The sequence below is a fragment of the Streptomyces sp. NPDC051136 genome (assembly GCF_044455745.1).
Lineage (GTDB): Bacteria > Actinomycetota > Actinomycetes > Streptomycetales > Streptomycetaceae > Streptomyces.
Genome location: NZ_JBITFE010000008.1, coordinates 435,751 through 459,791, shown reverse-complemented (window position 1 = coordinate 459,791; position 24,041 = coordinate 435,751). Strand labels below are relative to the sequence as shown.

Sequence of the window (24,041 nt, the reverse complement as noted above, 5' to 3'; positions counted from 1 at the left end):
CAGGTAGTCCACCATCGGTGTGCCGGGCCATTCCGATGGCGTAAAGGTCGTACCGCCCGGTTGCCCCACCCGTTTGTACCCCCCCTAGACTGAACGCCCAGCACAGGCGGCTCACGCTCGAAAGGCGCCCCCGTGTCCAACGGCAACTCTCCCGAAGACGAGCGTCCGGTCGAAGACGTGTCCCACGACGTCCCCGAAAGCGTTTCCGAGGACGCCCGCCCCACCGTCGGCCGTGCCCTGCAGCAGGCACGGATCGCCGCCGGGCTGACCGTCGACGACATCACCACCGCCACCCGGGTCCGCATCGCCATCGTGCACGCCATCGAGGCGGACGACTTCGCGCCCTGCGGCGGCGACGTCTACGCGCGCGGGCACATCCGCACCCTCGCCAAGGCCGTCGGGCTCGATCCCGCCGAGCTGCTCGCGCAGTTCGACGCCGAGCACGGCGGGCGCCCGGCGCCGACCGCCACCGCGCCGCTGTTCGAGGCGGAGCGCATCCGCCCCGAGCGGCGCGGCCCCAACTGGACCGCCGCCATGGTCGCCGCCATCGTCGCCGTGATCGGTTTCGTGGGCTTCAGCTTCGTCAAGGGCGGCGACAGCGGCGGCAACGAGGCGAGCGTCGCCGAGGGGGCCCAGCCCTCGTCCGGCGAGTCCGCCTCACCGAGCGCCAAGCCCAAGAAGCCCGCCGCCCCCAAGCCCAGCGACAGCGCCATCGCCGCCGCGCCCGCGGACAAGGTGACCGTCAAGGTCAGCGCCATCGGGGGCCGCAGCTGGATCTCGGCCCAGGACCACAACGGCAGGCAGCTCTTCGACGGCACGCTCCAGCAGGGCGACTCCAAGACCTTCCAGGACAACGAGAAGGTCAAGCTCGTCCTCGGCGACGCCGGTGCCATAGAGCTCTACGTCAACGGCAAGAAGATCGAGGACGACTTCCAGCCCGGCGCCGTCGAACGCCTGACGTACACGAAGGGCGATCCGCAGGTCGGTTAGCGGATCCGGGAAGCCTGTCACCACGGGGTCGGCCGGCATCGGCCAACCCCGTCGACATGGGGCGTCGGCGGGACGAAGTAGTCTTGAGCCCATGCCTGAAAGCCGTACCGTCGCACTCGTCACCCTTGGCTGCGCCCGTAACGAGGTGGACTCGGAGGAGCTCGCAGGCCGTCTGGAGGCGGACGGCTGGACGCTCGTCGAGGACGCCGAGGGAGCGGACGTCGCCGTCGTGAACACGTGCGGCTTCGTCGAGGCCGCCAAGAAGGACTCCGTGGACGCCCTCCTGGAGGCCAACGACCTCAAGGGCCACGGAAGAACGCAGGCCGTGGTCGCGGTCGGCTGCATGGCCGAGCGGTACGGCAAGGAGCTGGCCGAGGCCCTCCCGGAGGCCGACGGCGTCCTCGGCTTCGACGACTACGCCGACATCTCCGACCGGCTGCAGACCATTCTGAACGGCGGCATCCACGCCGCACACACCCCGCGCGACCGGCGCAAGCTGCTGCCGATCAGCCCCGCCGAGCGCCAGGAGGCCGGCGCCGCGGTCGCCCTGCCGGGGCACGGCCCGACCGACCTGCCCGAAGGCGTCGCCCCCGCCTCAGGTCCGCGCGCGCCCCTGCGCCGCCGGCTGGACGGCTCCCCGGTCGCCTCGGTGAAGCTCGCCTCCGGCTGCGACCGGCGCTGCTCCTTCTGCGCCATCCCCTCCTTCCGCGGCTCCTTCATCTCGCGCCGCCCCAGCGACGTGCTGAACGAGACGCGGTGGCTGGCCGAGCAGGGCGTCAAGGAGATCATGCTGGTCTCCGAGAACAACACCTCCTACGGCAAGGACCTCGGCGACATCCGCCTGCTGGAGTCGCTGCTGCCGAACCTGGCCGACGTCGACGGCATCGAGCGCGTGCGCGTCAGCTACCTCCAGCCCGCCGAGATGCGCCCCGGCCTGATCGACGTGCTGACCTCCACCGAGAAGGTCGTGCCCTACTTCGACCTGTCCTTCCAGCACTCCGCTCCAAACGTGCTGCGCGCGATGCGCCGCTTCGGCGACACCGACCGCTTCCTGGAGCTGCTCGACACCATCCGGAGCAAGGCGCCCGAGGCGGGTGTGCGCTCCAACTTCATCGTCGGCTTCCCCGGCGAGTCCGAGGCCGATCTCGCCGAGCTGGAGCGCTTCCTGAACCACGCCCGGCTGGATGCCATCGGCGTCTTCGGATACTCCGACGAGGAGGGCACCGAGGCGGCGACCTACGGCGACAAGCTGGACGAGGACGTCGTGGCCGAGCGGTTGGCCCGGGTTTCGCGCCTGGCCGAGGAGCTGGTCTCGCAGCGCGCCGACGAGCGCGTCGGCTCGACCGTGCGGGTACTCGTCGAGTCCGTGGACGGCGCGGGCGAGGGGGACGGCGTCCGCGGCCGTGCGGAGCACCAGGCGCCGGAGACGGACGGCCAGGTGCTGCTCACGAGCGGCGAGGGTCTGAGTGTGGGTCGTATGGTCGACGCGAAGGTGGTCGGTACGGAGGGTGTCGACCTGGTGGCCGAGCCGCTGCAGGGCTCGCCCGAGCGGAGTGAGGAGGCCGGCAGATGAGCGGAGTCCCGGCGTCCGCCGCGGGCGGCTCCTCCCGCGCGAGCAGGACCGGCCCGCTCGGCGCCGCCGGTGCGGCGCACGGACCGGCCGAGCGTACGACTCCGGGGGGCGCCGTGGAACGGGATGCTGAGGACCGGGAGGCGACGGAACGCGGTGCGGCGCACCGGGGTGCGACCGAGGGCGGCGCCCCCCTGCGCGGCGGCAAGATCGCTGCCGCCGCCGTCAACCAGGCGAGCGTCTGGAACGTCGCCAATCTGCTGACGATGCTCCGGCTGCTCCTGGTTCCGGCCTTCGTCGCGCTGATGCTCGGCAACGGGGGGTACGACCCGGCCTGGCGGTCGTTCGCCTGGGCCTCCTTCGCCGTCGCCATGATCACCGACCTCTTCGACGGGCACCTGGCGCGCACCTACAACCTCGTCACGGACTTCGGGAAGATCGCCGACCCCATCGCCGACAAGGCGATCATGGGCGCGGCGCTGATCTGTCTGTCCGCGCTGGGCGACCTGCCGTGGTGGGTGACGGCCGTCATCCTCGGCCGGGAACTCGGGATCACCGTCCTGCGTTTCGTGGTCATCCGGTACGGCGTCATCCCCGCGAGCCGGGGCGGCAAGCTGAAGACACTCACCCAGGGCATCGCCGTCGGCATGTACGTCCTGGCGCTGACGGGGCCCCTGGCCACCCTGAGGTTCTGGGTGATGGCCGCGGCGGTCGTCCTGACCGTGGTGACCGGCCTCGACTACGTGAAGCAGGCCATTGTGCTGCGCCGCCGGGGAATCGCCGAACGCAGAGCGGCGTTGAAGGAGACGGAAGCTTGATTTCCACGGCCGCTGACGTGGTGCGACTACTCACGGTGAGGGGTGAGACCCTCGCGGTCGCCGAGTCCCTGACCGGCGGAATGGTCGCTTCCGCGCTCACGGCGGTCCCCGGGGCCTCCAAGGCGTTCCGGGGGTCGGTCACCGCCTACGCGACGGAGCTGAAGCGGCAGGTACTCGGCGTCGACGCCGAGCTGCTCGCGGCGCGTGGAGCGGTGGACCCGCAGGTCGCCGCCCAGATGGCGGCCGGCGTGCGCACCGTGCTGGGCGCCGACTGGGGCATCGCGACGACCGGAGTCGCCGGCCCGGAACCGCAGGACGGGCAGCCCGTGGGAACGGTCTTTGTGGCCGTGGACGGGCCTTTCGGGGCCGGCCGGGGTTGCGCCGATGGCGGAAAAGTGGAGGCGCTGCGGTTGAACGGCGACCGCGCGGAAATTCGTATGGAGAGTGTACGGAGCGTACTCGCACTTCTTTTGAGGGAGCTTGCGAGCGAACAGACCGGGAATGAGCGGGCACAGGATACGGAACGGAACGGGGGGTTTTGATGTTTGCAGCCCTGAGTGAACACGACATCGCTCCCCGCACGGCCGCGGCGCGAGGCGGTACGGTGGGGCGTGAAGGATGCGGTTACACGGTCCGAGGAGGGAGCCACCGATGATTCTGCTCCGTCGCCTGCTGGGTGACGTGCTGCGTCGGCAGCGCCAACGCCAGGGCCGTACTCTGCGCGAAGTCTCCTCGTCCGCCCGAGTCTCACTCGGCTATCTCTCCGAGGTGGAGCGGGGGCAGAAGGAGGCGTCTTCCGAGCTGCTCTCCGCCATCTGCGACGCGCTGGACGTACGGATGTCCGAGCTCATGCGGGAAGTGAGCGACGAACTCGCCCTCGCCGAGCTGGCCCAGTCCGCCGCGGCGACGCCCAGCGAGACCGTGCCGGCGCCGGTGCGTCCGATGCTGGGTTCCGTCTCGGTGTCCGGTGTGCCACCGGAGCGGGTCACCATCAAGGCGCCCGCCGAGGCAGTGGACGTCGTCGCCGCCTGAGCGCCCGAGAACATGTGCGTGTGAGGCCCCGGCCGGGCCCTCCGGAAGAGCGGAGGGACGGTGCCGGGGTTTTCGCGTGCCCGGACCGGTCGGCGCGTGCGTGACGACTTCGGTACGAGCGGGGCGGGCCCGTGGGCGCGGCAGGCCCGTGTTCGCCGGTTTGCCGGTCCGTGCGGGTGCGGTCATCGTGGAGGGAGATGGCCGGGGGAGAACCGACGGAGGCGTGGATGTACGTCGTGAAGAGCCCGTTGTCCGACGCGGACCTGAAGACCGTCTCCGAGGCGTTGCAGGGCGCCCTCGTCGACCTGGTCGACCTGGCCCTGGTGGCCAAGCAGATCCACTGGAACGTGGTCGGTCCACGGTTCCGCTCCGTGCACCTCCAGCTCGACGAACTCGTCGAGACCGCCCGCACGCACTCGGACACCGTGGCGGAACGTGCCTCGGCGCTCGGCGTCTCTCCGGACGGGCGGGCCGCGACCGTCGCCGTCGGCAGCGGCATCGACGTGACTCCCGAGGGCTGGGTCGACGACACCACCGCCGTACAGACCATCGTGGACGCGCTGAGCGCGGTGATCGGGCGGATGCGTGAGCGGATCGCGGCGAGCGAGGACCCGGATCCCGTGAGCCAGGACATCTTCATCCAGATCACCGCCGACCTGGAGAAGCAGCACTGGATGTTCCAGGCCGGGAACGGATGACGCGGGATGGCGGCGGCGCGGACGGCCCGGCGGGCGGCCGCGCTGGGCCTCGGCGTCCTGTGGTGGTGGGCCGTGCTGCGCCTGGCGCTGCACCCCGGCGCCGGGGTGCTTGAAGGGGCGGTCGCGGTCGGCGGCTGGGGTCTGAGCGTGCTGCCGGTGCACTGCGTACCGCAGCGCCGGGCCGTAGGGGCGCTGGGGGCGGGACGGTGGCGGCGGGCCCTGCGCGGGACGGCCCGGGACGCGGGCGGGCGTGCCCGGCCCGACGAGGCGCCGCCGCACGACGGGGCGCACCGACCGACGGAAGGACCGAGCCGATGAGCGTCACCGGCCTCGACAAGGATCTCGACCACCTGACCCTCACCCTGGTCGCCGACTTCGCCGCCCCCGCGGAACGGGTCTGGCGGCTCTGGTCCGACCCTCGGCAGCTGGAGAGCTGGTGGGGACCGCCGTCCTACCCGGCGACGGTGGAGGAGCATGATCTGACCCCCGGCGGTGACGTCACCTACTTCATGACCGGCCCGCAGGGCGAGAAGTACCGCGGCTGGTGGCGGGTGGCCACGGTCGACGCACCGAGGTCGCTGGAGTTCACGGACGGGTTCGCCGACGAGCACGGGGTGCCGGACGCCGCGATGCCGACGACCGCGAACCGGGTGACGCTCACCGAGCGCGACGGCGGCACCCGCATGGAGCTGAGGTCGGTCTTCGACACCAGGGAGCAGATGGACCAGCTCATGACGATGGGCATGGACGACGGCATGCGCGAGGCAGCCGGCCAGATGGACGCCCTGCTCGCCGCGGGCTGAGCCGCCGCGGACGGTCACGTGTCGTCCCTGGTCGCGGGCGGTCGCGGGCCGCCGCGTCTGGTCGCGGGTTGGTCTGTCGTCGCGGCCGTCGCGTGGACTGCGAGCGGTTCCCGGCGGCTTCCTCACCCTATGCGGCCGTTGCCGCCGCGTCGGCTGCGCGCGGGGCCGCCCGGGCGCGGGGCGGGCCCTGCCTGGCAGGTCGGGCACCAGTACGTGGGGCGGTCGCGGGAGCCGTCGCCCTGGTCGGCCACCCGGACCGACGTACCGCAGCGCAGGCAGGGGCGGGGTGCGCGGCCGTACACGAACAGGTCCTGTCCGCGCAGGCCCGTCGTCCGCCGGATCGGGCGGTCGCGGTTGGCCTCCAGGAGCTTCTGCGCGAGGGCGGGCAGCTGCGCGGTGCGGTCGGCGGGCAGCTCACCGACCGGCAGCCAGGGCGTGACGCCGAGCAGGAAGCAGAGCTCGCACTTGTAGACGTTGCCGATGCCGGCCAGATTGCGCTGGTCGAGCAGGGCCTCGCCCAGCGCGCGGGCGGGATCGGCGCGCAGGTTGTCGAGGGCCCGCGCCGGGTCCCAGTCGGGGCCGAGCAGATCGGGGCCGAGGTGGCCGACGGCACGCTGCTCGTGGGCGGTGCGCAGGATCTCCAGCACCGGGAGGCGGTAGCCCACGGCCGTCCGGTCGCTGGTGCCGAGGATCACCCTGATCTGGTGCGCGGGGCCGCCGCTCCAGCGCTGACCGGGTGCGAACACCTTCCAGGAGCCGTCCATCCGCAGGTGCGAGTGCACGGTCAGACCGCCCTCCACCCGGGTCAGCAGGTGCTTGCCGCGCGGGGTGACGTCCAGGACCGTGCGGCCGGTGAGGTCGGCCGTGGCGAACCGGGGGACGCGGAAGTCGCTGCGGGTCAGCACCTTTCCCGCGAGGGCGTCGTGCAGCCGTCGCGCCGCCTGCCAGACCGTGTCTCCTTCGGGCATGGCTCAAGGGTGACAGGCTCACGCCCTGATGCGCAGGCCGCGCGGGGTGGCGATGAACCCCGCCCCTTCCAGGAGGGGACCGAACGGGGACGTCAGGGCCGCGGCGCCGTTGACGCGCTCCACGGTGACCGTGCCGAGGGAACCGGCGCGGGCGGCCTCCGCGAGGGCCTCCGCGGCGGCTCGCAGACGCGGCTCCTCGGTGGGCAGCCGGTCGGGGTCGGAGGGCCACAGCAGGAGCGTCTTGCCGCCGCGCTCCATGTAGAGCGCCGGTTCGCCCTCGACGAGCACCACCAGGGAGCCGGCCTTGCGGCCGGGCTTGTGCGTGGCACCGGCCGGTGGCTCCGGCCAGCCGAGGGCCGCGCCGTACGCGTTCGCCGGGTCGGCCGCCGCCAGGACGACGGCCCGGGGGCCGGCGGCCGTGCGCTCGCGCCGGGCGGGGAACGAGCTGTCGTACGGGCCGCGGGAGCCCGGGAAGCCGCCGTGCCCGCCGCCTCCGCGCGGACCGCCGGCACCCGGCTCGGCGTAGTCGCGCGGGGAGATGTAGTCCCCGCGGGAGTGGGAACGGCCCAGGCCGTCGGGGTCGGCGAAGACGTCGTCGAAGCCGTCCGAGGGAGCCGGCCCGTTGGATTCCTCGCGGCCCTCGGGCCCGAAGCCGCCGAAGGGGTCCGCAGCGCCGGCCCCGCCGGACACGCCGTCGTCGAGGGAACCGTAGGGGGAGCCGGCGGCCGGGCCGTCGGAGGCGTCGGACGGGGAGCCGGTCCCGAAGCCGCCACCGGTGGGCTGCGCCTGCGCGGGCGCACTCTCCCCGCGCTCGCGGGCGTTCGCCACGGCACGCAACCGGTCCACGGCTCCCTCCATGGCGAACTGCGCCGCCCCCAGACCCTCCACGACATAGCCCCGCCGGGCCTGGCCGCTCTCCTCGAAGGCGGCCAGGACGCGGTACACCGCGGAGAAGCCGCCTTCCACGCCCTCCGCGGCGACGGCGCCGCGGGTCACCACACCGTGCCGGTCGAGGAGCGTGCGGGCCAGGGCATGGGCGCGCACCGTGCCGTCCCCCTCACGGGCCGGGAGCAGCGACCAGCGTCCCGCGACCGTCGGCGGGCCGCTGCGGGACGTCGGGCGGGCGGCCGCCGTCAGCGAGCCGTACCGCCCGCGGGGCACCGCGCGTTTGGCACGGTGGGCGGTGGATCCTGCGGTGCGTCCGGAGCCCAGCAGCGAGCGCAGGGGGGTGAGCGTGTCGTTCGTCAGCCGGCCCGACCAGGCGAGGTCCCACAGGGCGTCGGCCAGCTGGGGATCGGTGGCCTCGGGGTGGGTGGTGGCGCGGACCTGGTCGGCGATCTGGCGGAAGAACAGACCGTACCCGCCCGAGAGGGCGGTCAGGACGGACTCGTGCAGGGCGGTCGTCTCCAGGGGATGCGGGGGCGGCAGGAGCAGGGGGGCCGCGTCCGCGAGGTAGAGGGAGACCCAGCCGTCCTTGCCGGGCAGCGAGCCCGCTCCGGCCCACACCACCTCACCGGCGGCCGTCAGCTCGTCCAGCATCGCGGGGGAGTAGCCGGCCACGCGGGAGGGGAGGACCAGCTTCTCCAGCGCGGAGGCGGGTACGGAGGCGCCCTGCAACTGCTCGACCGCGCGCACCAGGCCGTCGATGCCGCGCAGCGCGTGTCCCTTGCCGATGTGCTGCCACTGGGGGAGGAACTGGCCGAGCGCGGCCGGCGCCACCGGCTCCAGCTCGTGCCGGAGCGCGGCCAGGGAACGGCGGCGCAACCTGCGCAGCACGGTCGCGTCGCACCACTCCTGACCGATCCCGGCCGGATGGAACTCGCCCTGCACCACCCGCCCCGTGCCGGCGAGCCGCTGCAGGGCGCCCTCGGTGACCGCCACGCCCAGACCGAAGCGGGCCGCCGCGGTGACCGACGTGAAGGGGCCGTGGGTGCGGGCATGGCGGGCGAGGAGGTCGCCGAGCGGATCCTTGACCGGCTCGGTGAAGGCCTCCGGCACACCCACGGGCAGCGCCGTGCCGAGCGCGTCACGCAACCGGCCCGCGTCCTCGATCGCCGCCCAGTGGTCGGCGCCGGCGATCCGCACCCTGATCGCGCGGCGGGCCCGGGCCAGCTCCGGCGCCCACTGCGCCTCGGCGCCCCGCAGGGCCAGCTCCTCGTCCGTCAGCGGACCCAGCACCCGCAGCAGGTCGGCGACACCCTCGGCGTCCTTGATCCGGCGGTCCTCGGTGAGCCACTGCAGCTCGCGCTCCAGCTCGGTGAGCACCTCCGCGTCCAGCAGCTCGCGCAGCTCCGCCTGGCCGAGCAGCTCGGCCAGCAGCCGCGAGTCCAGGGACAGGGCCGCCGCCCGGCGCTCGGCGAGCGGCGAGTCCCCCTCGTACAGGAACTGTGCGACATAGCCGAAGAGCAGGGAGCGGGCGAACGGCGACGGCTCCGGGGTGGTGACCTCGACCAGGCGGACCTTGCGCGCCTCCAGGTCGCCCATCAGCTCCACCAGGCCGGGCACGTCGAAGACGTCCTGGAGGCACTCGCGCACCGCTTCCAGGACGATCGGGAACGAGCCGTACTCGCTCGCCACCTCCAGCAGCTGCGCGGCCCGCTGGCGCTGCTGCCACAGCGGGGTGCGCTTGCCGGGGCTGCGGCGCGGCAGCAGCAGCGCGCGGGCGGCGCACTCGCGGAACCGGGACGCGAACAGTGCCGAGCCGCCCACCTGGTCGGTGACGACCTGGTCGACCTCGCCCTTGTCGAAGACGACGTCGGCCGCACCGACGGGCGCCTTCTCTGCGTCGTACTCCAGGCCGGGCTTCACGGGGTCCGCGTCCAGGAAGTCCATGCCCATCAGGTCGGCGTCCGGCAGCCGCAGCACGATGCCGTCGTCGGCGTGCATGACCTGGGCGTCCATGCCGTACCGCTCGGACAGGCGGGCACCCAGGGCGAGGGCCCAGGGCGCGTGCACCTGGGCGCCGAAGGGGGAGTGGACCACGACCCGCCAGTCGCCCAGCTCGTCCCGGAAGCGCTCGACGACGATGGTGCGGTCGTCGGGGACGTGGCCGCAGGCCTCGCGCTGCTCGTCGAGATAGGCCAGCACGTTGTCCGCGGCCCAGGCGTCGAGGCCGGCGGTGACCAGGCGCAGCCGGGCGTCCTCCTTGGAGAGCGCACCGACCTCGCGCAGGAACGCACCCAGCGCGCGGCCCAGCTCCAGGGGGCGCCCCAGCTGGTCGCCCTTCCAGAACGGCAGCCTGCCCGGCACGCCGGGCGCCGGGGAGACCAGCACCCGGTCGCGCGTGATGTCCTCGATCCGCCAGGAGCTGGTGCCCAGCGTGAAGACGTCCCCCACCCGGGACTCGTACACCATCTCCTCGTCCAGCTCGCCGACCCGGCCGCCGCCCTTCTTGGGATCGGCACCGGCGAGGAACACTCCGAAGAGTCCGCGGTCGGGAATCGTGCCGCCGGACGTCACGGCGAGCCGCTGCGCCCCCGGACGGCCGGTGACCGTGCCGGCGATCCGGTCCCACACCACGCGCGGGCGCAGCTCGGCGAAGGCGTCGGAGGGATAGCGGCCCGCGAGCATGTCCAGGACGGCGGTGAAGGCCGACTCCGGCAGCGAGGCGAAGGGCGCGGCGCGGCGGACGGTGGTGAGGAGGTCGTCGACCTGCCAGGTGTCCAGCGCGGTCATCGCCACGAGCTGCTGGGCCAGCACGTCCAGCGGGTTCGCCGGGATGCGCAGCGCTTCGATGGCGCCGCTGCGCATGCGCTCGGTGACCACGGCCGACTGCACCAGGTCGCCGCGGTACTTGGGGAAGACCACGCCCGTGGAGACCGCGCCGACCTGGTGCCCCGCGCGGCCGACACGCTGGAGGCCGGAGGCGACGGAGGGCGGCGACTCGACCTGGATCACCAGGTCGACGGCGCCCATGTCGATGCCCAGCTCCAGGCTGGAGGTGGCGACGACGGCGGGCAGCCGGCCGGCCTTGAGGTCCTCCTCGACCAGCGCCCGCTGCTCCTTGGAGACCGAGCCGTGGTGGGCGCGGGCGATCACCGAGGGGGCGCCCTGGGCGGCGCCGGAGCCGCCCATCAGCTCGGCGGGGGAGTGGTGCTCGTCCAGGGGCTCGCCGGTCGCGCGCTCGTACGCGATCTCGTTGAGCCGGTTGCACAGGCGCTCGGCCAGCCGCCGGGAGTTGGCGAAGACGATCGTGGAGCGGTGCGACTGGACCAGGTCGGTGATCCGCTCCTCGACGTGCGGCCAGATCGACGGGCGCTCCGCGCCCTCGTCACCGTCCGCGACGGGGGAGCCGCCCAGCTCGCCGAGGTCCTCGACCGGGACGACGACGGACAGGTCGAACTCCTTGCCGGACTCCGGCTGGACGATCTCCACCTTGCCGCGCGGAGCCAGGAACCGGGCGACCTCGTCCACGGGGCGGACCGTCGCCGACAGCCCGATGCGGCGCGCGGGCTTCGGCAGCAGCTCGTCCAGCCGCTCCAGGGTGAGCGCCAGATGGGCGCCGCGCTTGGTGCCCGCGACGGCGTGCACCTCGTCCAGGATCACCGTCTCGATGCCGGTCAGCGCGTCGCGCGTGGCCGACGTCAGCATCAGGAAGAGGGACTCCGGGGTGGTGATCAGGATGTCCGGCGGCCGGGTGGACAGGGCGCGGCGCTCGGCGGGCGGGGTGTCGCCGGAGCGGATGCCCACCTTGACCTCGGGCTCGGGCAGCCCGAGGCGCACCGACTCCTGGCGGATGCCGGTCAGCGGACTGCGGAGGTTGCGCTCGACGTCGACGGCGAGGGCCTTGAGCGGGGAGACGTACAGGACGCGGCAGCGCTTCTTGGGATCGGCGGGCGGGGGCGTGGAGGTCAGCTGGTCCAGCGCGGCGAGGAAGGCGGCCAGCGTCTTGCCCGACCCGGTCGGGGCGACCACCAGGACGTCCGAACCCTGGGAGATGGCCTGCCACGCGCCCGCCTGGGCGGAGGTGGGCGCGGAGAAGGCACCCGTGAACCAGCCGCGGGTCGCGGGGGAGAAGCCGTCCAGGGCTCGGTGTGCGGAGCTGACCATGGATCCATCGTGCACCCGGCCACTGACATTCGGCCCGAGCCGGGCGTACGGGCCGTGCCCTCGCCGGTGCCGGGCGTCCGGCCGGCCGGGCGTCGAGACCGCTCGCGCGAGCCGGACGTGCGAGGGTGTCCGGGGCGAGTCCGGGGCCGGCCGGCCGTCCGCCCGTCGAGTCTGGGGCCGACCGCCGACCGCCGACCGCCGACCGCCGACGCCGGGGCCGACCGCTGAGGCCGGCCCGTCCGGTTGCCCGGCGTGTCCGGGCTCGTCGGCCCCGGCGGCAAGGCCGGGCCGGTCGTCGTGGGGGCTTGCGCGCCGGTCGTCGAGCCGGTCCGCCCCGGCATGGCCCCTGCCTTGCGAGGGACGAGGGGGTGGGGGCGGGTGGCGGAGAATGGACGGCATGACGGGAACACGTGAGCGGGCACGGCACTGGCGGTACGCGGAGCTGCCGGACGTCGACCTGCTCCGTGCCCAGTACATACGCAAGACCTTCGTGCGCCACACGCACGAGCACTTCGTCATCGCCGCCATCGCCGACGGCGTGGAGGTCTTCCACCACGGCGGGGGCGACCAGTACGCCGGGGCCGGCTCGCTCGCCCTGGTCAACCCGGACACGCCGCACACCGGACGGGCCGGCGTGCCGGAGGGGTGGCGGTACGGGGCCGTCTACCCGGCGCCCGAGCTGGTGGCCGCGATCGCGGCGGAGACGACGACGCTGCGCGGGACGCCGGGGTTCGTCCGCCCGGTGCTCGACGACCCGTACACCGTCGAGCTGGTGCACCGCGTGCTGCGCGCCGCCGACGAAGGGAACGCGCTCGCCGCCGACACCCTGCTGCGGGTGGCGGTGACCCGGCTGCTGCGTCTGAACGGCGGTCAGCTGCCACGGCGCCCGGTGCGCACGGCCGGAGCCGGGACGGCGGCACGCGCGCGTGCCGTGCTGGAGGAGCGGATGGCCGACCCGCCGAGCCTGGAGCGGCTCGCCGCGGAACTCGGGAGCAGCCCGTTCGCGCTGCTGCGGGCCTTCCGCGCCGCCTACGGAATGCCGCCCCACACCTGGCTGACCGACGCCCGGGTACGTCGGGCGCGGCGGCTGCTGGACACCGGGACGTCCCCGGCCGAGGCCGCCGTCGCCGTGGGGTTCACCGACCAGCCGCACCTCAACCGGCACTTCGCGCGGATCGTCGGGGTGCCGCCCGGTGCCTACCAGCGGGAGCGCAAGAACGTACAAGACGCGCCGCGGGAGCTGTTCCTACCGTTCGAGGCGTGAGAGAACAGACAGCCCCTCCCGACGTGTCCGGCGCCGGCGCGGACGGCGGCAAGCCGGACGCCGCCGTCGTACGCGATGCCCTCGGGGTCGGAGTCGCCGTCGGACTGTCCGGGTTCGCCTTCGGGGTGACCTCGGCCGGCAGCGGACTCACCCTGGCCCAGACCTGCGCGCTCAGCCTCCTGGTGTTCACCGGCGCGTCCCAGTTCGCGCTCGTCGGCGCGCTCACGGCCGGCGGCAATCCGCTCACCGCGGCGGCGGGGGCCTTCTTCCTCGGCGTGCGCAACGCCTTCTACGGGCTGCGGCTGTCCCAGTTGCTGGCCCTCCCGCGCGCGGTGCGGCCGTTCGCCGCGCAGTGGGTCATCGACGAGACGACGGCCGTGGCGCTCGCCCAGCCCACCCGGCGCAGCGTCCGGATCGGGTTCACCGTCACCGGGCTCACCCTGTACGTCCTGTGGAACCTCACCACCCTGCTCGGCGCGCTGGGCGCGGAGGCCATCGGGGACACCGACACCTGGGGCCTGGACGCGGCCGGTCCCGCGGTCTTCCTCGCGCTGCTCGCGCCGATGCTGAAGGACACCACCGAGCGCACGGTCGCGGCGCTGGCCGTCCTCCTGGGGCTCGGTCTGCTGCCCGTGCTGCCCGCCGGCGTGCCCGTCCTGGTGGCGGCGCTGGCGGCACCCCTCGTGCTCTGGGCGCGCGGACGCCGCGCGGGTGGCGCAGGCGAGGACAGGGGTCGTGGGGCCGCTGGAGGGGAGGACGGGCGATGAGCGTGTGGATCGCGATCGGCGTGACCGCGGTGGGCTGCTACGCCGTCAAGCTCCTGGGGCTGCTGGTGCCCGCGGGCGCTCTGGAACGTCCCCTGGTCCGGCGGCTCGCCGCGCTGCTGCCCGTTGCTCTCCTCGCGGCGCTCACCGCCCAGCAGACCTTCGCCGACGGCCGGACCCTCGTCCTGGACGCGCGGGCCGCGGGCGTCGCCGCGGCGGCGGTCGCGCTGCTGTTGCGGGCGCCGTTCCTGCTCGTCGTCGCGGCCGCCGTGGTCGTCACCGCCGGCGTACGGGCCATGGGCGGCTGAGCGGGCGCGCGGTGGTGCGTCCGGGTCAGCCGAGGGGGCGGCCGTACGCCCCGAGCGTGCGCAGGGCCTCGATCGTCACCAGGGCGCGCGCCTCCAGTGCCGGGGCGGGCGCCCATGGGCGCCGCCCGACGGGCCAGCCGCCGTCGTCGTCCTGCCGGGCCGCGAGGAAGTCGAGGGAGCGGTCCATCTCCTCGTCGGTGAACCACGCGCGCGCGAGCGCGTGCGGGTGCCCGGCGTAGTCGTGCGGGAAGCCGCGCCCGCCCGGCGCGCATCCGCTGGGGGCCGGGTCCGCGCCGGGAGCGTTCGGGTCAAGCACGGCGAGGTGGCGCTCGCGCACCAGGCGGCCCAGCCGGTCGGCCGCGGCCTGCGCGCGCGGGCGGTCCACGGCCGTGTCCAGGAAGGCCAGGGCGGCCTGGACCTCGTACGGGTCCGAGGGCTCCAGCGACTCGGCCGCCTGCCAGCAGAAGTCGGTGGCGCGGAACAGCCAGGCGTGCCAGACCTCGTTCCGGTGCAGCAGCCCGACCACCGGCCCGGTGACGAGCAGCGCGCCCGGGGGATCGGCCACGACCGGTACACGGGGTGCGACCGGATGCGCGAGCCCGTCCGCACGGACCACCGGCAGGGCGCCGTCCGGTGTGGACACGGAGGTCAGGTAGCGGCACACCCGCTCGACACGCTGCCCGCCGCAGCGGCCGACGGCATCCAGGACGCGCACGGCGCGCGCGGTGTGCAGCGGCTGGCTGACCGGGCCGCGCACATCGGGCTCCAGGGCGTGGCCGTACCCGCCGTCCGCGTTGCGGTACGCGTCGAGCGCGGTCTCCACCGGGTCGGGATCCCCGCCACGGAAGTGGTACGCGAACAGCCGCTGCTCCAGCACGCGCGCGGTGAGCCACACGAAGCGCTCCGCGCGCGCGAGCGGTGAGCGCGCGTCGGAGGGGCGCGCGTCCGGGATTCGCGGGTCCGAGGGGCCGGGGACCGCGCGGCCGGGAGTGGCGCGCGGTGGGATCGCGGGGAGGGGGGACGCTCCGGGTTCGGCCATGGGACAGACCGTAGGCCGGGAAGCGGTCACCGCAGGTGGCCTTGGCTCGGGGCCCACCCCAGGGACGCAATACTGGGGGCATGCGGTTGACGGTCTTCTGGGAGCGGATGACGGATCACTTCGGTCCGGGGTACGCCGACACCTTCGCGCGCGATCACGTGATGGCGGAGCTGGGCGGGCGTACCGTGCACGAGGCGCTGGACGCCGGCTGGGACGCCAAGGACGTGTGGCGGGTGGTGTGCACCGTCATGAACGTGCCGCGGGAACAGCGGTGACGGTCCGGGAAGATCGGGGAACGGGGCTTTCCCGTGGGTGGCGTGGGCGAGACTTGATCCGTGGCATCCACTGACGAGACCGGGCAGGCGACCCGGCACGCGACTCCGGCGGGCACGACGCCGCCCACCGGCCCCCCGGCCGCCGGCGCCGGCACCGGGCAGGGCGCCCGCATGCCGCGCTGGCTGCCGCGCGCCATGGTGCTGGCCCTCGCCCTCATCGCCGCCTTCCAGCTGGGCAGCTGGGCCTTCCACCAGCTCACCGGGCTGCTGATCAACGTCCTCATCGCGTTCTTCCTGGCCCTGGCCATCGAACCCGCGGTGAGCTGGATGGCCGCGCGCGGCCTGCGCCGCGGGTTCGCCACGTTCCTGGTCTTCCTCGCCGTGCTGGTCGCCGCCGCCGGGTTCGTCACCCTGCTCGGCTCCATGCTCGCCGGGCAGATCGTCAAGATGGTCGAGGACTTCCCGGACTACCTCGACTCCGTCATCAACTGGGTCAACGGCCACTTCCACACCGAACTGCGGCGGGTGGACATCCAGGAGGGCCTACTCCGCTCCGACTGGCTGCGCAACTACGTGCAGAACAGCGCGACGGGCGTCCTGGACGTGTCGGCCCAGGTCCTCGGCGGCCTCTTCCAACTGCTGACGATCGTGCTGTTCTCGTTCTACTTCGCCGCCGACGGGCCCCGGCTGCGGCGCGGCCTCTGCTCCGTCCTGCCGCCCGCCCGCCAGGCCGAGGTCCTGCGCGCGTGGGAGATCGCCGTGGACAAGACCGGCGGCTACCTGTACTCACGTGGGTTGATGGCGCTGGTCTCGGGCGTCGCGCACTACATCCTCCTGGAGTTCCTCGGGGTGCCCTACGCGCCGGCGCTCGCCGTGTGGGTGGGCCTGGTGTCCCAGTTCATCCCGACGATCGGCACCTACCTCGCGGGCGCCCTGCCCATGCTGATCGCGTTCACGGTCAATCCCTGGTACGCGCTGTGGGTGCTGGTCTTCGTGGTGATCTACCAGCAGTTCGAGAACTACGTGCTGCAACCCAAGCTCACCTCCAAGACCGTGGACATCCACCCCGCGGTCGCCTTCGGCTCGGTCATCGCGGGCACCGCCCTGCTCGGCGCGGTCGGCGCGCTGATCGCCATCCCGGCGGTCGCCACACTGCAGGCGTTCCTCGGGGCGTACATCAAGCGCTACGACGTCACGGACGACCCGCGCGTCCACGGGCGGCGGATCCGTCGGCCGGGGACCGGGAGGCCCACGCGTCTGCGCACCCTGTGGACCCGGCGCCCGGAACAGCGGCGCCCGGAGGTGGAGGGACCGGAGGAGCCCGGGGACGGCGGATCCTCCTGAGGAGCGGCGCCTTCGCCCGGCCGGGGGCGCGCCCCGTCCGTGGGTGAGAGCGGTCCGGGTCCCGGTGCCAGACGACGGCAGCCCGTAGCAGCACACCGCCCGGTCCGGGCTCCCCGAGGCCCGCCTCCGCGTCCGGAAGCCCGGTCCGCGGGGCCGGGAGACGTACGCTCGGAAGTGCCGTGTGGCGCGCTTGACACGAAAATCGAACATCCATTCTCATGGAGGCTCCGGCAGGGCTCGTGACGGGTGATTCGAGTGGGTTCAGGGAGATAAGTCCCCGAGTTATCCACAGGCCGGACCCGCATCGGGGCCCATTGTCAGTGGCAGGCATTAGCGTCTTTGACGTGAAGCGATCGAATCAAGCAAACCGGGTGGAACCCATGGCAGGAACCGACCGCGAGAAGGCCCTGGACGCCGCGCTCGCACAGATTGAACGGCAGTTCGGCAAGGGCGCGGTCATGCGCATGGGCGAGCGGCCGAACGAGCCCATCGAGGTCATCCCCACCGGGTCGACCGCGCTCGACGTGGCCCTCGGTGTCGGCGGTCTCCCGCGCGGCCGTGTCGTGGAGGTCTACGGCCCCGAGTCCTCCGGCAAGACGACCCTGACCCTGCACGCGGTGGCGAACGCCCAGAAGGCCGGCGGCCAGGTCGCGTTCGTGGACGCCGAGCACGCCCTCGACCCCGAGTACGCCAAGAAGCTCGGCGTCGACATCGACAACCTGATCCTCTCCCAGCCGGACAACGGCGAGCAGGCCCTGGAGATCGTGGACATGCTGGTCCGCTCCGGCGCCCTCGACCTCATCGTCATCGACTCCGTCGCCGCGCTCGTCCCGCGCGCGGAGATCGAGGGCGAGATGGGTGACAGTCACGTCGGTCTGCAGGCCCGTCTGATGAGCCAGGCCCTGCGGAAGATCACCAGCGCGCTCAACCAGTCGAAGACCACCGCGATCTTCATCAACCAGCTCCGCGAGAAGATCGGCGTGATGTTCGGCTCCCCGGAGACCACGACCGGTGGCCGGGCGCTGAAGTTCTACGCCTCCGTGCGCATCGACATCCGCCGCATCGAGACGCTGAAGGACGGCACGGACGCGGTCGGCAACCGCACCCGCTGCAAGGTCGTCAAGAACAAGGTCGCGCCGCCCTTCAAGCAGGCCGAGTTCGACATCCTCTACGGCCAGGGCATCAGCCGTGAGGGCGGCCTGATCGACATGGGCGTGGAGCACGGCTTCGTCCGCAAGGCCGGCGCCTGGTACACGTACGAGGGCGACCAGCTCGGCCAGGGCAAGGAGAACGCGCGGAACTTCCTGAAGGACAACCCCGACCTGGCCAACGAGATCGAGAAGAAGATCAAGGAGAAGCTGGGCGTGGGCGTGCGGCCCGAGGAGCCTGCCACCGAGTCCGGCGCGGACGCCGCCTCCGCCGCCACGGCCGACGCCGCACCGGCGGTGCCCGCCCCCGCGACCGCCAAGGCCACCAAGTCCAAGGCCGCGGCAGCCAAGAGCTGATCCGTGACCCGACGAACCGACTGGGCCGAGTACGCGAGCGGCTCCGCCGGGCCGGACGACGACGCGTACGGGGCGGCTGCGGCCCCGTACGGGACGGACCCTTCCGCCGGGGACTCCCACGAGGACGGTGAGGCGCGCCGCGGTGACGGCGAGGTGCGCCGCGGAGGAGGACGGGGCCGTGGTGCCGGCGGCACGCGCGGACGCCGGCGGCACACGCGCGCGGAGCCGTCCGCCGAGGACGGAGGTGCCACTTACTCGTCGAGGGCCGAGAAGGGGGAGCCTCCGCGGGACCCGGTCGAGCAGGCACGGGCGATCTGCCTGCGCCTGCTGACCGGGACCCCGCGCACCCGCAGACAGCTGGCGGACGCCCTGCGCAAGCGGGAGATCCCCGACGAGGCCGCGGAGGAGGTGCTGTCCAGGTTCGAGGAGGTCGGCCTGATCAACGACAGTGCCTTCGCGGAGGCCTGGGTGGAGTCCCGCCATCACGGCCGCGGGCTGGCCAGACGCGCCCTCGCCAGAGAGCTGCGCACCAAGGGCGTCGACGCCACCCTCATCGACGCGGCGGTGTCCCACCTGGACAGCGAGCAGGAGGAGGAGACCGCGCGCGACCTGGTCGCCCGCAAGCTGCGAGCCACCCGGGGCCTCGACCGCGACAAGAGGCTGCGCCGCCTCGCGGGCATGCTCGCCCGCAAGGGCTACCCCGAGGGCATGGCCCTGCGGGTGGTCCGCCGGGCGCTGGAGGAGGAGGGCGAGGACACGGAGTACCTCGACGGCGAGGAATTCTGACGTCCCGTCAGCCCGGAACTGCTGAGGGGCGGGCCGGGCGGACAGGGCAGTCGAGGACTGCACCGCTCAGGACCGCCTTGCGCTCCCCGAAGGAATCCCCCTGATCACCGGGGTCAACGCGGACACGGCGTCCCCGTACCGCCCCGCCGGCTACGGAGACGGAACAGTCACCGGCAGGCCCGCCGCGCGCCACGCCTGGAAGCCGCCGACCAGATCGGTGGCCCGGCGCAGCCCCAGGCGGTGCAGCGACTCCGCTGCCAGGCTGGAGGCGTAGCCCTCGTTGCACACCACGACCACCCGCACGTCGTGGTCCTTCGCCTCGGGGAGACGGTGGCTGCCCTGCGGATCCAGACGCCATTCCAGTTCGTTGCGTTCGACCACCAGGGCGCCGGGGATGACGCCGTCCCGCTCACGCAGTGCGGCGTACCGGATGTCGACCAGGAGTGCGGTGCCGGCCTCGGCGGCGTCGTGGGCCTCCTGCGGTGCGATCCGCCGGTAGCCGGCGCGTACGCGTTCCAGCAGGGCGTCGATACCGGTGGGCTCGCTCACTGCCAGTCCTGGGGGCGCTCTACCTGCTCCAGCCGAAGGGTCTGCCCGCTGCGGCTGTAGCGGCGGATCTGCGGCAGGGGCGGGTAGTAGGCGTGCACCGACACCGCGTGGTGGCCGGAGGACTCGTTGAGGACCTCGTGCACGTGGTGCCGGCCGAAGGCGCGCCCCTTGCCGGCGGTCAGCCTGCGTTCCCGGTCCACGCCGTCGCTGAGTTCCAGGGTCTTCCAGCCGTCGGTGGGCAGCCGGGCGGCGAGCGCGTTCTCCTTGAGTTCGCCCAGGGCGGTCACGAAGGCGCCCACGGAGTCGGCGTGGTCGTGCCAGCCGGTGCCCGTGCCCGGCGGCCAGCCGATGAGCCAGGCCTCGCTGCCGCCGGGACCCGCGAGCCGCACCCAGGTGCGGCCCTCGGGATCGAGCGGCAGGGAGTCGATCAGTTCGGTGTCGGCCGCCGCACGCCGTACGAAGTCGAGGAGCTCGGCCTGCGTAGGGGCGACCGCGGAGGCGGAGACGGAGGAGGAGACGGGAGAGAGGGAGGGGAGGGACACGGGTACCGTCCTGGGAGTTCGCGTGGAAGCGCGCGGCGGCACGTCCGAGCGGCGGCGCGCGCGCAGAAGAAGGGGTGCGAATTCAGCAGGACGGACGACACACGCAGCCCGCATAGCGGACGAGGTCCATATGGACCCTCCGCCACAGGCGCACACGGGTGTCGGTCACGCTCCGGAGTAGACCATGACGGTGCGGACCGGTCAACTCGCCGTCACCATGCGGACACCGCCGGACCGCGGGGCGACCGGCGGCCGGGAATCATCGACGGACCGCCCCTGGGCTCGGGGCCGGCCCGGCCCTGGGCGCGCGGCCCCCCCGGGACGTGCGGTCCGTGTCCACTCGGTGCGTCTCAGCGCGTCCCGGCCGCCGCTCCTGCCCCCTCGTCGGCTTCCGCTCCGGCCGCCGTCCCGCCCAGCGCGCTCTCCGCCGCCGCGTAGAGGTCGGCCGGACGCACCCCGTTCAGGGCCGTGACCAGATGGCCGTCGGGCCGCACCAGCAGCACCGTGTGCGCCGCGGCCCCCGGGTAGCTCTCGGCGACCAGCAGCTCGGCGCGGTGGGGCAGCGCCGTGACCGCGGCCGCCAGCCGGGGCATGATGCCGGCCGACACCCAGTGCTTGCGCTCCCACACCCCGGTGCCCGGCGCGATCAGCACCACCAGCAGCGCCCCGCGCCCGAGCCGGTCGCGCAGCCGTACGAAGGTGCCGTCCTCCGCCGTGACCCGCACATCGGCGACCGGCGCCCCGGGCGCCGTGCCGACCGACACGTCCCCGTCGAGGGCCTCGGGCGCGAGGGGTGAGTCGGCGTACGTCCCCGGTGCGCCCAGCGTCCCGCGGCCGAGGTGACCGTCCGTCAGCAGAGCGTCGTTGCCGCGCGAGGAGCCCGGGACGTAGGAACGCAGTCCGCCGCCGCCGCGCAGCAGCGGGAGCACCTGGTCGGCGGCGCGCAGTCGCACCGAGATCGCCGCCCGGCGTTCCTCCTGGTAGCTGTCCAGCAGGGCTTCGCGAGGACCGTGGTGCCAGGCCAGGGCCAGCTTCCAGGCGAGGTTGTCGGCGTCCAGCAGCCCCTCTTCGAGGCCCTGCGTGCCCAGCGCGCCCAGCAGGTGCGCCGCGTCCCCGGCGAGCAGCACCCGGCCCACCCGCCAGCGGCGGGCCAGGCGGTGGTGGACCGTGTGGACGCCGGTGTCGAGGAGTTCGTACGCCGGGGTCGCGCCGTCGGCCCAGCCGGTCAGGGTCTCGCGGACCCGGTTCACCAGGAGTTCCGGTGTGACCAGGTCCTTGCCGGGCGGCAACAGCCAGTCCAGGCGCCACACGCCGTCCGGCAGCGGGCGGGCGACGACCTCTCCGGCCGACGGGCCGGTCGTCCGCCACGGCGGCGTCCGGTGGAGCAGTGCCTCGTCGGCCCACGGGAGTTCGGTGCGCAGGGCGGCGACGGCGTATCGTTCCACCGCCGTACGGCCGGGGAAGCGGATGTCCTGGAGCTTGCGGACGGTGGAGCGGGGGCCGTCGCAGCCGATCAGGTAACTGCCGCGCCACCAGGTGCCGGCCGGGCCGCGGGTGTGGGCCGTGACGCCGGACTTCTCCTGCTCGACGCCGTCCAGCCGGCTGTCCACGGCGATCCTGACGAGCCGCTCACCGGTGAGCGCCGTGCGCAGGACGCCGGTCAGCTCGTGCTGGGCGATGTGCAGGGGAGCCGGATCGGCGTCCCCGAACACGACCTCGCGCGTCACCTGCTTGCGCCGCATCGACCGCCATCCGGCCCAACGCGCACCGAGCCCCGTCAGCGGAGTGCCGGTCAGCCGCTCGACGAGCGCGACGGCCTCCTCGCGCAGGACGACGGTGCGCGCGGGGCGCGGTTCGTCCTTGCCCGGCCCCTCGTCGAGGACGACGCAGGGCACCTCCTGCCGCGCCAGCGCCAGGGCGAGCGTGAGCCCGACGGGCCCCGCTCCGGTGATGATCACCGGGTCCACGGTGCGGCGCCCCCTGCCCGTGGCGGTGTCCCGGGGGACGTGGGTGAACAGGACGTTGGAGCAGGGTGCACGGTCACAGAACGTATGCAACCTATTGCCGCAGCTTGCGTCAAGCGAACGGAGGCCGTGGCGATCATGCCACGACCTCCGTTGATGGTCATACGAGATGACCGAGTGTCAGCTGTGCTCGGAAGTGGTCAGACCTTGCCGACCGTCCCGGCGTCGGCGGTCTCCACGTCGTCCGCACTGAGCACCGCACCGGTCGACTTCTTCCCCCGCCGCAGCCGGCGCTCCAGCCAGCTCGCGAAGGAGGTGAGGGCGAAGTTGAGCGCGATGTAGATCACGGCGACCACGGTGTAGCAGGCGATCACGTTGGCGCCGTAGTAGCCGCTCATCGTGTTGGCCGAGGAGAGCAGCTCGGGGAAGGTGAGGATGGCGCCACCGAGCGCGGTGTCCTTGAGGATCACGACGAGCTGGCTGACGATGGCCGGCAGCATCGCCGTGACCGCCTGCGGCAGCAGGATCAGCCGCATGACCTGGCCCTTGCGCAGCCCGATCGCCATCGCGCCCTCCGCCTGGCCCCTGGGCAGGGCCAGGATGCCGGAGCGGACGATCTCGGCGAGGACGGAGGCGTTGTACAGCACCAGACCGGTGACGACGGCGTAGAGCGGACGGTCGTCCGAGCTGACGTTCGTGTACTCGGCGAACAGCGCGAGACCGAAGATCATCAGGACCAGCACAGGGATGGACCGGAAGAACTCGACCACGATCGCGGCCGGTACCCGGACCCACCGGTGGTCGGAGAGCCGGGCGATGCCCAGCACGGCCCCCAGCGGCAGGGCGATGACCACGGCCAGGACCGCGGCCTTCAGGGTGTTCTGCAGACCCGGCCAGATGTACGTCGACCACGCCTCGGTGCCGGTGAAGAACGGCTTCCACAGGGCCCACTCCAGCTGCCCCTTGTCGTCGAGGGTGCTGAACACCCACCACAGCAGGGCGGCGAAGGCGACCAGGAAGACGACCGTGAAGAGGATGTTGCGACGCTTGGCGCGGGGGCCCTGTGCGTCGTAGAGGACCGAGCTCATCGCTTCACCGCCACCTTCTTGCCCACCCAGCCGAGGATCAGGCCGGTCGGCAGCGTCAACACCACGAACACGAGAGCGATGACAGCGGAGATGAGCAGCAGCTGCGCCTCGTTCTCGATCATCTTCTTCATCAGCAGCGCCGTCTCCGCCACGCCGATGGCGGCGGCGACCGTGGTGTTCTTGATCAGCGCGATCAGCACGTTCGCCAGCGGGACGACGGACGAGCGGAACGCCTGCGGCAGCACCACCAGGCGGAGCACCTGCCCGAAGCTCAGACCGAGGGCCCGGGCCGCCTCCGCCTGGCCGACCGGCACCGTGTTGATGCCGGAGCGCAGCGCCTCGCACACGAAGGACGAGGTGTAGAGGATCAGGCCCAGGACGGCGAGCCGGAAGTTGATCGTCTCGAAGTCGTTGCCCCCGCCGAGGGTGACCCCGAGCGTCTGGTTCAGTCCCAGCGACGCGAACAGAATGATCACCGTCAGCGGAATGTTCCGCACGATGTTCACGTACGCGGTTCCGAAAGCGCGCATCAACGGAACCGGGCCGACCCGCATGGCGGCCAGCATGGTGCCCCAGATCAGGGAGCCGACGGCCGAGAGCACAGCGAGCTGCACTGTCGTCCAGACGGCACCCGCCAGGTCGTAATCCTGAAGAAAGTCGAACACGATCTCCCGCGCTTCCGGGT

24 protein-coding genes are annotated in these 24,041 nt (G+C 73.2%); 15 read left to right on the top strand and 9 right to left on the bottom strand.

What is annotated here, in order from left to right:
- The first annotated feature begins 132 nt into the window (after positions 1–132).
- From ACIBCJ_RS24915 to ACIBCJ_RS24880, 8 genes are all read left to right on the top strand, one after another.
- Positions 133–990 (top strand): helix-turn-helix domain-containing protein, encoded by an 858-nt coding sequence (locus ACIBCJ_RS24915; RefSeq protein ID WP_133890076.1) that lies wholly within the window; start codon positions 133–135, stop codon positions 988–990.
- Between the two features lie 91 nt (positions 991–1,081).
- The gene (gene rimO / locus ACIBCJ_RS24910; protein ID WP_362105199.1) at positions 1,082–2,563 is read left to right on the top strand and encodes a 30S ribosomal protein S12 methylthiotransferase RimO; all 1,482 of its coding nucleotides are present in this window, start codon (positions 1,082–1,084) and stop codon (positions 2,561–2,563) included.
- Positions 2,560–3,378, top strand: coding sequence for a CDP-diacylglycerol--glycerol-3-phosphate 3-phosphatidyltransferase (gene pgsA / locus ACIBCJ_RS24905; RefSeq protein WP_362105196.1), 819 nt, complete (start codon positions 2,560–2,562; stop codon positions 3,376–3,378). The genes rimO and pgsA overlap by 4 nt, the downstream gene beginning before the upstream one ends.
- Positions 3,375–3,920, top strand: coding sequence for a CinA family protein (locus ACIBCJ_RS24900; RefSeq protein WP_362105193.1), 546 nt, complete (start codon positions 3,375–3,377; stop codon positions 3,918–3,920). The genes pgsA and ACIBCJ_RS24900 overlap by 4 nt, the downstream gene beginning before the upstream one ends.
- A gap of 109 nt (positions 3,921–4,029) precedes the next feature.
- Complete coding sequence (locus tag ACIBCJ_RS24895) at positions 4,030–4,410, top strand: helix-turn-helix domain-containing protein (RefSeq protein WP_031037941.1); 381 nt, start codon at positions 4,030–4,032, stop codon at positions 4,408–4,410.
- 227 nt (positions 4,411–4,637) lie between these two features.
- Positions 4,638–5,108 (top strand): DNA starvation/stationary phase protection protein, encoded by a 471-nt coding sequence (locus tag ACIBCJ_RS24890; RefSeq protein ID WP_362105188.1) that lies wholly within the window; start codon positions 4,638–4,640, stop codon positions 5,106–5,108.
- Positions 5,109–5,114: 6 nt separating this feature from the next.
- Positions 5,115–5,426, top strand: a complete 312-nt coding sequence (locus tag ACIBCJ_RS24885; protein WP_362105185.1) for a hypothetical protein — start codon at positions 5,115–5,117, stop codon at positions 5,424–5,426.
- Entirely contained in the window at positions 5,423–5,911 is a 489-nt protein-coding gene (locus tag ACIBCJ_RS24880; RefSeq protein WP_362105182.1) for an SRPBCC domain-containing protein, read from the top strand. Before ACIBCJ_RS24885 ends, ACIBCJ_RS24880 begins: the two co-directional genes overlap by 4 nt.
- 122 nt (positions 5,912–6,033) lie before the next feature.
- Here ACIBCJ_RS24880 and ACIBCJ_RS24875 read toward each other — a convergent pair whose 3' ends face one another.
- Both ACIBCJ_RS24875 and ACIBCJ_RS24870 read right to left on the bottom strand, forming a co-directional pair.
- The gene (locus tag ACIBCJ_RS24875) at positions 6,034–6,879 is read right to left on the bottom strand and encodes a DNA-formamidopyrimidine glycosylase family protein (protein WP_365978463.1); all 846 of its coding nucleotides are present in this window, start codon (positions 6,877–6,879) and stop codon (positions 6,034–6,036) included.
- A gap of 18 nt (positions 6,880–6,897) precedes the next feature.
- Positions 6,898–11,928, bottom strand: coding sequence for an ATP-dependent helicase (locus ACIBCJ_RS24870; protein WP_365978462.1), 5,031 nt, complete (start codon positions 11,926–11,928; stop codon positions 6,898–6,900).
- 397 nt (positions 11,929–12,325) lie between these two features.
- Between ACIBCJ_RS24870 and ACIBCJ_RS24865 the strand changes: the two genes are divergently transcribed.
- Genes ACIBCJ_RS24865 through ACIBCJ_RS24855 form a run of 3 tightly spaced genes read left to right on the top strand, consistent with a single transcriptional unit; the run spans position 12,326 to position 14,264 of the window.
- A complete protein-coding gene (locus tag ACIBCJ_RS24865) occupies positions 12,326–13,192 on the top strand; it encodes an AraC family transcriptional regulator (RefSeq protein WP_365978461.1) in 867 nt (288 codons plus the stop codon).
- On the top strand, positions 13,189–13,959 hold the full coding sequence (locus ACIBCJ_RS24860) for an AzlC family ABC transporter permease (protein ID WP_365978460.1): 771 nt from the start codon (positions 13,189–13,191) through the stop codon (positions 13,957–13,959). The genes ACIBCJ_RS24865 and ACIBCJ_RS24860 overlap by 4 nt, the downstream gene beginning before the upstream one ends.
- Positions 13,956–14,264 carry an AzlD domain-containing protein gene (locus ACIBCJ_RS24855; RefSeq protein ID WP_362105166.1) on the top strand — a complete coding sequence of 103 codons (309 nt, stop codon included), beginning with the start codon at positions 13,956–13,958 and terminating at the stop codon, positions 14,262–14,264. The genes ACIBCJ_RS24860 and ACIBCJ_RS24855 overlap by 4 nt, the downstream gene beginning before the upstream one ends.
- A gap of 25 nt (positions 14,265–14,289) precedes the next feature.
- Here ACIBCJ_RS24855 and ACIBCJ_RS24850 read toward each other — a convergent pair whose 3' ends face one another.
- Positions 14,290–15,303, bottom strand: a complete 1,014-nt coding sequence (locus ACIBCJ_RS24850; protein ID WP_365978459.1) for a hypothetical protein — start codon at positions 15,301–15,303, stop codon at positions 14,290–14,292.
- 80 nt (positions 15,304–15,383) lie between these two features.
- Here ACIBCJ_RS24850 and ACIBCJ_RS24845 point away from each other — a divergent pair, with 80 nt between their 5' ends.
- The 4 genes from ACIBCJ_RS24845 (at position 15,384) to recX (ending at position 19,213) form a co-directional block, all read left to right on the top strand.
- Positions 15,384–15,578 carry a DUF3046 domain-containing protein gene (locus ACIBCJ_RS24845; protein WP_007445009.1) on the top strand — a complete coding sequence of 65 codons (195 nt, stop codon included), beginning with the start codon at positions 15,384–15,386 and terminating at the stop codon, positions 15,576–15,578.
- A gap of 60 nt (positions 15,579–15,638) precedes the next feature.
- Positions 15,639–16,922 carry an AI-2E family transporter gene (locus tag ACIBCJ_RS24840; protein ID WP_365978458.1) on the top strand — a complete coding sequence of 428 codons (1,284 nt, stop codon included), beginning with the start codon at positions 15,639–15,641 and terminating at the stop codon, positions 16,920–16,922.
- 380 nt (positions 16,923–17,302) lie between these two features.
- Entirely contained in the window at positions 17,303–18,427 is a 1,125-nt protein-coding gene (gene recA / locus ACIBCJ_RS24835) for a recombinase RecA (protein ID WP_133890088.1), read from the top strand.
- A gap of 3 nt (positions 18,428–18,430) precedes the next feature.
- The gene (gene recX, locus ACIBCJ_RS24830; protein WP_365978457.1) at positions 18,431–19,213 is read left to right on the top strand and encodes a recombination regulator RecX; all 783 of its coding nucleotides are present in this window, start codon (positions 18,431–18,433) and stop codon (positions 19,211–19,213) included.
- Between the two features lie 150 nt (positions 19,214–19,363).
- Here recX and ACIBCJ_RS24825 read toward each other — a convergent pair whose 3' ends face one another.
- From ACIBCJ_RS24825 to ACIBCJ_RS24800, 6 genes are all read right to left on the bottom strand, one after another.
- Positions 19,364–19,762: a rhodanese-like domain-containing protein gene (locus ACIBCJ_RS24825; RefSeq protein ID WP_365978456.1), complete on the bottom strand. Its 399-nt coding sequence runs from the start codon at positions 19,760–19,762 to the stop codon at positions 19,364–19,366.
- Positions 19,759–20,304, bottom strand: a complete 546-nt coding sequence (locus ACIBCJ_RS24820; RefSeq protein ID WP_362510973.1) for a cysteine dioxygenase — start codon at positions 20,302–20,304, stop codon at positions 19,759–19,761. Before ACIBCJ_RS24820 ends, ACIBCJ_RS24825 begins: the two co-directional genes overlap by 4 nt.
- Positions 20,305–20,386: 82 nt before the next feature.
- Entirely contained in the window at positions 20,387–20,458 is a 72-nt protein-coding gene (locus ACIBCJ_RS24815) for a putative leader peptide (RefSeq protein WP_309544753.1), read from the bottom strand.
- Positions 20,459–20,654: 196 nt separating this feature from the next.
- Positions 20,655–22,271 carry an FAD-dependent monooxygenase gene (locus ACIBCJ_RS24810; RefSeq protein ID WP_365978455.1) on the bottom strand — a complete coding sequence of 539 codons (1,617 nt, stop codon included), beginning with the start codon at positions 22,269–22,271 and terminating at the stop codon, positions 20,655–20,657.
- 197 nt (positions 22,272–22,468) lie between these two features.
- Positions 22,469–23,356, bottom strand: coding sequence for an amino acid ABC transporter permease (locus ACIBCJ_RS24805; RefSeq protein ID WP_362105143.1), 888 nt, complete (start codon positions 23,354–23,356; stop codon positions 22,469–22,471).
- Entirely contained in the window at positions 23,353–24,021 is a 669-nt protein-coding gene (locus ACIBCJ_RS24800; RefSeq protein WP_362105140.1) for an amino acid ABC transporter permease, read from the bottom strand. Before ACIBCJ_RS24800 ends, ACIBCJ_RS24805 begins: the two co-directional genes overlap by 4 nt.
- Positions 24,022–24,041: the final 20 nt, after the last annotated feature.